Source organism: Xanthomonas sp. NCPPB 2922 (assembly GCF_041520885.1).
Classification (GTDB): Bacteria; Pseudomonadota; Gammaproteobacteria; order Xanthomonadales; family Xanthomonadaceae; genus Xanthomonas; species Xanthomonas campestris.
Map to the genome: position 1 here is coordinate 406145 of NZ_JBGOFY010000003.1, position 6765 is coordinate 412909.

Sequence of the window (6765 nt, forward strand, 5' to 3'; positions counted from 1 at the left end):
GGCGGATCCTCAGTCGTCGCGCAGGCTGGAGCGGCGGGCCGCCGCTGTGCGCCGGTCGCGCTCTTCAAGTTGGCGGGCGACTTCGCGCGCCAGTGCGGTGGCGTCCATGCCGGGTGCGGCGTGGACGTGGATGACGTAGCTGTTCCCGCCTGCAGGCGCGGCTGGTGCGCGCGCAGGTGCGGTCAATGGCGCCCGGCTGTCGATCGCTGCCACCGGCGCTGTGGCGGTCGCCAAGGCCAGCCCAGCGCCCACCGCGCGCATCCGGTTGCCGAGCGCCGTCACGGCCTGCATAGGCGCGCCTTGGCCGCGCTGCAGGCCCACGGTGAGTCCTTGCATGGTGAAGTCGCCCAACTGGGCGAACACGCGCGAGGGGCTGTGGATGCCCAACAAGCCCTTGAAGCGATCGACCACGCCGCTGCCGACGCTGGCGATCGCATCGCCGGCGGCGCCGAGCTTGGAGCGGATGCCCTGGACAAGGCCGCTGATCATGTCTGCGCCGGCCTGCAGCATCCGGGCCGGCCAGTTGGCCAGCTGCAGGTTGATGCCGGCCCACAGCTGCAGCAGCCCTTGGCGGATGCGATCGCCGTTGCCGGTGAACACGCCCACGATCAGCGACCAGGTGCCCTGGACCGTTTGCCACACGCCGCCGAGGATCTGCTTGATCACTGGCAGGACGAACGCGAACGCCCGCACCAGCCAGCCGATCGCCTTGACGGCCAGCTGCAGCTGGGTGACCAGCACCGCGCCAATGATTTGCCCGAAGCCGCGACCGGCCTGCGTTGCACCGTGCAACTGTGCGGTGGTGGCCTCGAACGGCGTCAGCAGCTGCTTGACCCACGCCCAGGCCTGGCCCATCGCAGCGGCAACGGTGTCCCATACCGGTGCCAGTGGCGCGAGCGCGGTCTGCAGCTCGGCGAGGACCGGCGCGGCCACATCGAGGATGCCTTGCCACACGCCGATGGCGAAGGCCTTGATCGGCCCCCAGTACTTCCACACCAGCAGCGCCACCGCAGCGACGGCCGCGCCGATCGCCAGCACCGGCAGGCTGACCCCGCCGAGCAGCGGCAGCAGCAGGCGCGCACCGTTAGCGAGCATCGGCAGCACGCGGCCGCCGAACGCCAGCCCCTGCCGCAGCAGCGCACCAAAGCCGCCACCGCCCGACAGCAGCGCGACGGCGCCGTGGATCTGCGAGAAGGCCATTGCGGCCACGCCGCCGGCCACCAGCAGCCCGCCCAAGATCGTGACCAGCGCGGCGGCGCCGATCGCCACCTTGGCGATCGCACCGACCAGGGCTGGGTTGGCGCGGATCCACGTTGTGACCTGGCCGACCACGGCGGCGGTGCGCTCGGTCAGCTCCTTGAACTGCGGCAGCAGGGTCTGGCCGATCGACTGGGATACCACCACAGCGGTGTTCTTCAGCAACTGCAGCGAGTTGGCCGAGGTGGCCACACGCGATGCGTACTCGGCCGACATCGAGCCGCCATAGCGCTGTGCGTCGGCCACCTTGGCGAAGTTGCCCTGCAGCAGCTCCAGATTGGTCAGCAGCGGTGCGATCGCACCGATCGACTCGCGCCCGAACAGCTGCGTCATCGTTGCGGCCTGCTCGGCTTTGGGCAGTGCGCGCAGCTTCTGCAGCACGGACATGATTGCCCCGCCGGCGTCCTTCTGCATCACCTGGGCCATGGTGGTGGCCTTGATGCCCAGCTTGTCGAAGGCCTCGCGCTGGCTCTTGGTGGCCGACTCGCCCGAGGCCAGGGTGAGCAGCATGTTCTTGATGCCGGTGGCCGAGACTTCCGACTCGATGCCCATGCCGGCGACCGTGGCGCCCAAGGCCGCCAGCGGGCCGCTCTGCAGGCCGGCAACTTCGCCCAGGGCACCGATGCGGTTCACCACCGCGCTGATCTTGTTGACGCTTGCCGGGCCGGTGTTGCCGAGATAGTTGATCTTGTCGGCCAGCACGACCACCTCGGCCTGGCCCATGCGAAACGCTGTGCGCCAGGTCGCCATCGTCTGGCCGGCTTCCTCGGCGCTGCTGTCGAAGGCCACGCCCATCTTCGCCGCGTCCTCAGCGAAGCGGACCAGCTCCTGGCGCGGGATGGACGCCTGGCCGGCGGCGGCCACGATCTTGGCGATATCGGCCGGCAGCATCGGCAGGCGCATGGAGAGGTTCTCCACATCGCGGCCCATCTGGGCGAACTGCTGCGGCGTGCTGAAGTCCACGACCTTGCGCACGTCCGCCATGGCCGACTCAAATTCCATCGCATCGCTGATCGGCAGTGCGGAGGCGCGCAAGGCACGCTGGCCGGCGAACGCGATACCCGCGCCGTAGGCGCTCGCCTGCAAGCCGGCGCTCTGGATGCGGGCGCTGCGGCGTTGTGCGGCGTCGATCGCCACCAGGCGTTGCTGCTGGGCGCGCAGGGCGGTGTTGGTGCTCTCGATCTCGCTGCGCAGCCGGCGCTCGTGGGTGACGAGCTCGCGGGTGCTGATCCCGGCCGTCTCCAGCCGGCCGCGCAGCCGCTGTAGGCCGGCTTCCTGTGCACCATGGGCGGCCTTGAGCTCACGAGCGGTGCGCACGGCGCGCTCGAACTCGGCATTCATCGCCGCCGTTGGCGTGCCGGCGGCCTTCATCTGTTGGGCAAGCGTACGCACCGACTGCCGCTGCGCATCGAGCGCGGCCTTGGCGCGCTGCGCCATGGCCACCTGCTCGCGATAGGCGCCGATGTCGCGGTGTTGGCTGTTGAGCTGGCGTAGTGCGTCACGCTGGTTGCGCAGCGCCGTGGCAACGCCACGGCTGCCATTGAGCACGCGGCGGAACGGACCGGTGGCGCGATCGACTGCGGCCAGGATGACCTGCAGGCGCAGATTGTCAGAGGCCGCCATTTAGGCGGCCTCGGGATTCAGGTGGGGCATCATTCGGCTCCGCTTCGCAGGCGGGCACGCTCGCGCCACGCCGTGAGTTCGTGCAGCGACCAGCCGTCCATTTCAGACGGCGGCCAATGGAAGATGGCCGCGATGTCGGCCATCGCATCCTCTACGCAGTCGGGAAATCCGCTTCCCTCTGCGCCTTCGGCAAGAAAAAAACCTGCACCTCCTGGCCGACCGCCAGCAGGTCGGCCGGATCCATCGCATTGACGTCGGCGGTGGTCAGCGTGGGCGAGGAAATGCGCGGCAGCAGTGTTGCCAGGGCGGTGACATCCAGCTGCAGCACGTTGGTCAGCTTAAGGCCGCGCAGTTCGCCGGCACCGGGCTTGCGCACTTTGAGGTCGGTGATGGTCTGCTCGCCGCGCGTGATGGGCTGGTCGAGGGGAATGGCTGGGGAAAAGGTCGGGGTCATCGGTAGGTCTCAGGTCTGAGGCCTGGCGGCGCCAGGCCGGAAGGGTCAGGCGCCGATGGCACGGCGATGCGGGGCGAGCAGGTCCACGCCGTTGACGATCTCGATCATGTTCATCAGATCGATCTCGATCACGGTGGAGCCATTGATCATCAGCTTGTAATAGCTGGCGGAGGTCTTGACGGAGAACTCAGTGTCGTCGCCGGACTTACCGGTACCGGGATCAATCTCTTTGTGACGGCCGCGCACCACAAATTCGACGGCATCCACCGCGCCACTGTCGTCACGCTGATAGGCGCCGGCAAAGCGCAGCTGCACGGCGTTGTGCGTGGTGGCGCTGTACTGGTTGAGCACACCGCGCATCAGACCGCCGCACTTCCATTCGAGCTCGATCTTCTCCTGACCGAAGTCGATGTCGACCGGGCCATTCATACCGCCGCCGCGATACTCCTCCATCTTGCGGGACAGCGTGGGCAGCTTCACTTCGACCACCTGGCCGAGATAGCTCTCACCGTTGTTGAACAGGTTGAGCGCTTTGAGTTTCTTGGGCAAAGCCATGCGTTTCTCCGGGAATCTAAGGCGGGTGCGTTACGCGTTGACGCGTTCGGCGAAGTCGGCCAGGTAGCTGGTGGTGATCTTCTGATACAGCTGCAGGTTCTCCAGCGGCGGCACTGGCGTGTAGTTGTAGTCGATACGCAGCGCGCCATCGGCGAGCGTGGTGGCGCTGTTGACGGTGCCGTCGTACCAGGCGTTGGCATCGATCAGATAGCCAGACGATTTCAGGTCGCGGAACTTGGCGTTGATCGTTTCGATCAGGTCTCTGACCAGCGAGGGATGCATCGGCTTGTCGACGTAGAACGCCACGCCTTCGGCGATGGTGTCGGCCAGGATCTGTGCGGTGCGCGTGGCCGTCTCGAAGGCGAACATGTTGTCCTCCGCGCAGGTGCGCGAGCCCCAGAAGCGCTGGCCGTTGAACGTCACCAGCGTGGTGATGTCGCCCTCGTTGAGGATGTCGGCATCGGTCGCCGGATCCTGCAGATCCCAATGCACATCCTTGGAGATCCCGGTGACGCCGGCCACGGGCACGTTGGACAGGCTCTTGTGCCAGCCTTGTTCGGTGTCGATCTTGGCGCGCAGGCCGAGCGCACGCGCGGTGGCATACGCCGCCGTCGTGGTGCTGGTGGCGGTGTCGAAGGCCAGGAAGTCCGGCCAGATCAGCATCAACTCGCGATCGCTGAACTGGCCTCGGTAGGTGACGGCCTCGGCCACGGTGTCTGCGACCGGCCGCGCATACGCCATGGCGCGCAGCTTCTTGGCGATGGTCGCCAATGCCTTCGCCACCGGCAGCGTGTCCAGGCCCGGCGCGCCGAGGATGCGCGGGCGCACGCCCAGCTGCGCTTGCGCGGCGAGCAGCGCATACAGGCCGGTGTAACCGCTGGACTTGGCCTCGCCGATGACGTTGCTGGACGTCTTGGCTGCATCTTCGCCGTCTGCCACACGCACGACGATGGTCACCTGGTTGGTCTGGTCGGCAATGCCCTGCAGCGTGGCGCGCAAGGTGCCCTTGGTGCCGGCGCTGGCGACCGCACCGAGCACGTCGGTGATCAGCACCGCCTTGTTGAGCGGGAAGATGGTCTCGTCCGCATCGGCGGCCGTGGCGACCAGGCCGACGACAGCAGTGGAGACGGTGCGGATGGTGCGCGTGCCCGCGCTGACTTCGATGACTTCGATGACGCGGACGCCGTGGTGGTAGGCAGTAGACATAGGTTCCTCGATCAGGACGAGCGGAAGCGGAGCGGGATGGTCATGCGCGAGCGCGCATTGGCGGGGGCAACGTCGGTGCGTTCGCCTTCGATCGTCAGCACGAAGCGGCCAGGCGCATCGCCGACGACCAGGTCGACACGGGTCAGGCGCAGGCGCGGCTCCCAGCGCATCAATGCGGTGGCCGTAGCGCCGTAGAGCAGCGTGCGGGTGGCGCCGTTGAATGGCTGGTCGATCAGCTCGGGCAGTAGCGAGCCGAAGTCGCGGCGCTGCTCGCGCGTGCCGATAGGCGTGGTGAGGATGCAGGCGATCGACTGGGCCAAGTGCTGCTCGCCCTCGATACACAGACCAGTTGTCATATCAATTCCAACCACTTCGATATCCTTTGACTAGTTGAGATGGGGAATTTTTTTTCAGAATTTTGGTGCATTTGGCTGCTTTGAATATGTCACCATCGATTTACTTATTGTTGATCTGCAAATACAAATTCGACCTGTGGATAAATTATTTACGTAAACGGCTAACGGTTGATTGGACACTACAGCCATTGATTGGGAATGCTTCGCTACGGCGTTCTTCGATTCGGGATCCAGGACTTGTTATCGTTTTTTTTTCGCTAAATTCAAATTCTCAATCTAGCAAGAGATTCTGCTATGCCCGTCAATCGATCTGGCTCCTCAAGTTCAGTAGTTCGCGAATGGTCACCTCTGTGCGATATCCATGATGACCGCCTGCAAGAAATCACAGGAAATTTTTCACCTGATCCGGTTGCCGTTTCCCGTAAGACCTTTGAGGCGATGGGGCTGGCAAGCAGGGTTGTGAAGAAAACAGGTTATAAGACGTTCCCTGATGGCCCTGGAAATCAAGAGGCAGCAATATGCATGAGCGGCGGTCGTAGCTGGACTCGTATGAAATTAGCCCGTGACATGATTAATGGAGGGCATTGCTCTGACGAATTTGAGGAGCTGAAAACAGTTAAAGAGTTTGGCGGAGGCAGCTGTGGGGAACATCGACGATTGAGTGCAGCTGAACTACGTAGCATGCCTCGAAAAATGCCAGTAATTCAGGTTAGGGATAGTGGGCAGGATCACAATTACGTGATAATCGGAGACTGGCGCGATAGAACGGTAGGTGACCATGCAGTCGTGGTTGATCCGTGGCCAATGCTGAAGAAGGTTCATACTTATGGAGAGAGACTAGAAAGCTCCACTCCAATCCCCTTGATGTCTTATCCTCCAGGCCCAGCAGAGCCAAACCCCTCGCTTAGTGAAGCGCTTGCGGCAGAACCTGCAGAGAATTCAAAGATGGATCGCTTCACCAAAATGAGGACGAAATCTCCGGCGGGTCCACAGGCTGCTTCAGCACTGGTTCGTGGATTAAGAGAAAATAATAGTTGCTGGGACTTAGCCTCTAGCACGAACAATCTTCATCAAGTCTATGTGAGTCCAGATGGCGATTGGTCTGCTTTTAACGATGCTCCAACGGACTACGTGAATGATTATTTAAACGCAAAGGATTTCTTAAAAATCATCTAAAAGTGGTTAAAAAATTTACAGAGCATTCGTCAGGTGGGTGTGGACGGCACGGAGGGACGGAAGTCTAAGATTGGTACATGCCGTTCCGAGTACCGGTCGTGCTCGCCTGACGACTGCACAGTAGTTTTGTTAGCCACT

At 63.5% G+C, this 6765-nt stretch carries 7 protein-coding genes; 1 reads left to right on the forward strand and 6 read right to left on the reverse strand.

The window, feature by feature from the left end; all coding sequences use genetic code 11:
* Positions 1 to 9: 9 nt before the first annotated feature.
* From ACD584_RS06605 to ACD584_RS06630, 6 genes are read right to left on the reverse strand one after another with little or no spacing between them, the layout of a single operon-like run.
* Positions 10 to 2880: a phage tail tape measure protein gene (locus ACD584_RS06605; RefSeq protein WP_076036780.1), complete on the reverse strand. Its 2871-nt coding sequence runs from the start codon at positions 2878 to 2880 to the stop codon at positions 10 to 12.
* A gap of 29 nt (positions 2881 to 2909) precedes the next feature.
* Positions 2910 to 3023, reverse strand: a complete 114-nt coding sequence (locus ACD584_RS06610; RefSeq protein WP_005922203.1) for a GpE family phage tail protein — start codon at positions 3021 to 3023, stop codon at positions 2910 to 2912.
* An 8-nt stretch (positions 3024 to 3031) separates the two neighbouring features.
* Positions 3032 to 3334 carry a phage tail assembly protein gene (locus ACD584_RS06615; RefSeq protein WP_076036781.1) on the reverse strand — a complete coding sequence of 101 codons (303 nt, stop codon included), beginning with the start codon at positions 3332 to 3334 and terminating at the stop codon, positions 3032 to 3034.
* 45 nt (positions 3335 to 3379) lie between these two features.
* Complete coding sequence (locus ACD584_RS06620) at positions 3380 to 3889, reverse strand: phage major tail tube protein (protein ID WP_076036782.1); 510 nt, start codon at positions 3887 to 3889, stop codon at positions 3380 to 3382.
* 30 nt (positions 3890 to 3919) lie between these two features.
* Positions 3920 to 5095, reverse strand: coding sequence for a phage tail sheath subtilisin-like domain-containing protein (locus tag ACD584_RS06625; RefSeq protein WP_076036783.1), 1176 nt, complete (start codon positions 5093 to 5095; stop codon positions 3920 to 3922).
* An 11-nt stretch (positions 5096 to 5106) separates the two neighbouring features.
* On the reverse strand, positions 5107 to 5466 hold the full coding sequence (locus ACD584_RS06630; protein ID WP_070690765.1) for a GPW/gp25 family protein: 360 nt from the start codon (positions 5464 to 5466) through the stop codon (positions 5107 to 5109).
* Positions 5467 to 5745: 279 nt separating this feature from the next.
* Here ACD584_RS06630 and ACD584_RS06635 point away from each other — a divergent pair, with 279 nt between their 5' ends.
* The gene (locus ACD584_RS06635; RefSeq protein ID WP_081391589.1) at positions 5746 to 6627 is read left to right on the forward strand and encodes a hypothetical protein; all 882 of its coding nucleotides are present in this window, start codon (positions 5746 to 5748) and stop codon (positions 6625 to 6627) included.
* The last annotated feature ends 138 nt before the right edge of the window (positions 6628 to 6765 follow it).

Excerpts from the sequence above, each read along its gene's own strand:
- ACD584_RS06635 (WP_081391589.1), top strand. The coding sequence starts at position 5,746 with ATGCCCGTCAATCGATCTGGCTCCTCAAGTTCAGTAGTTCGCGAATGG.
- ACD584_RS06610 (WP_005922203.1), bottom strand. The coding sequence starts at position 3,023 with ATGGCCGACATCGCGGCCATCTTCCATTGGCCGCCGTCTGAAATGGAC.
- ACD584_RS06625 (WP_076036783.1), bottom strand. The coding sequence starts at position 5,095 with ATGTCTACTGCCTACCACCACGGCGTCCGCGTCATCGAAGTCATCGAA.
- ACD584_RS06605 (WP_076036780.1), bottom strand. The coding sequence starts at position 2,880 with ATGGCGGCCTCTGACAATCTGCGCCTGCAGGTCATCCTGGCCGCAGTC.
- ACD584_RS06615 (WP_076036781.1), bottom strand. The coding sequence starts at position 3,334 with ATGACCCCGACCTTTTCCCCAGCCATTCCCCTCGACCAGCCCATCACG.
- ACD584_RS06620 (WP_076036782.1), bottom strand. The coding sequence starts at position 3,889 with ATGGCTTTGCCCAAGAAACTCAAAGCGCTCAACCTGTTCAACAACGGT.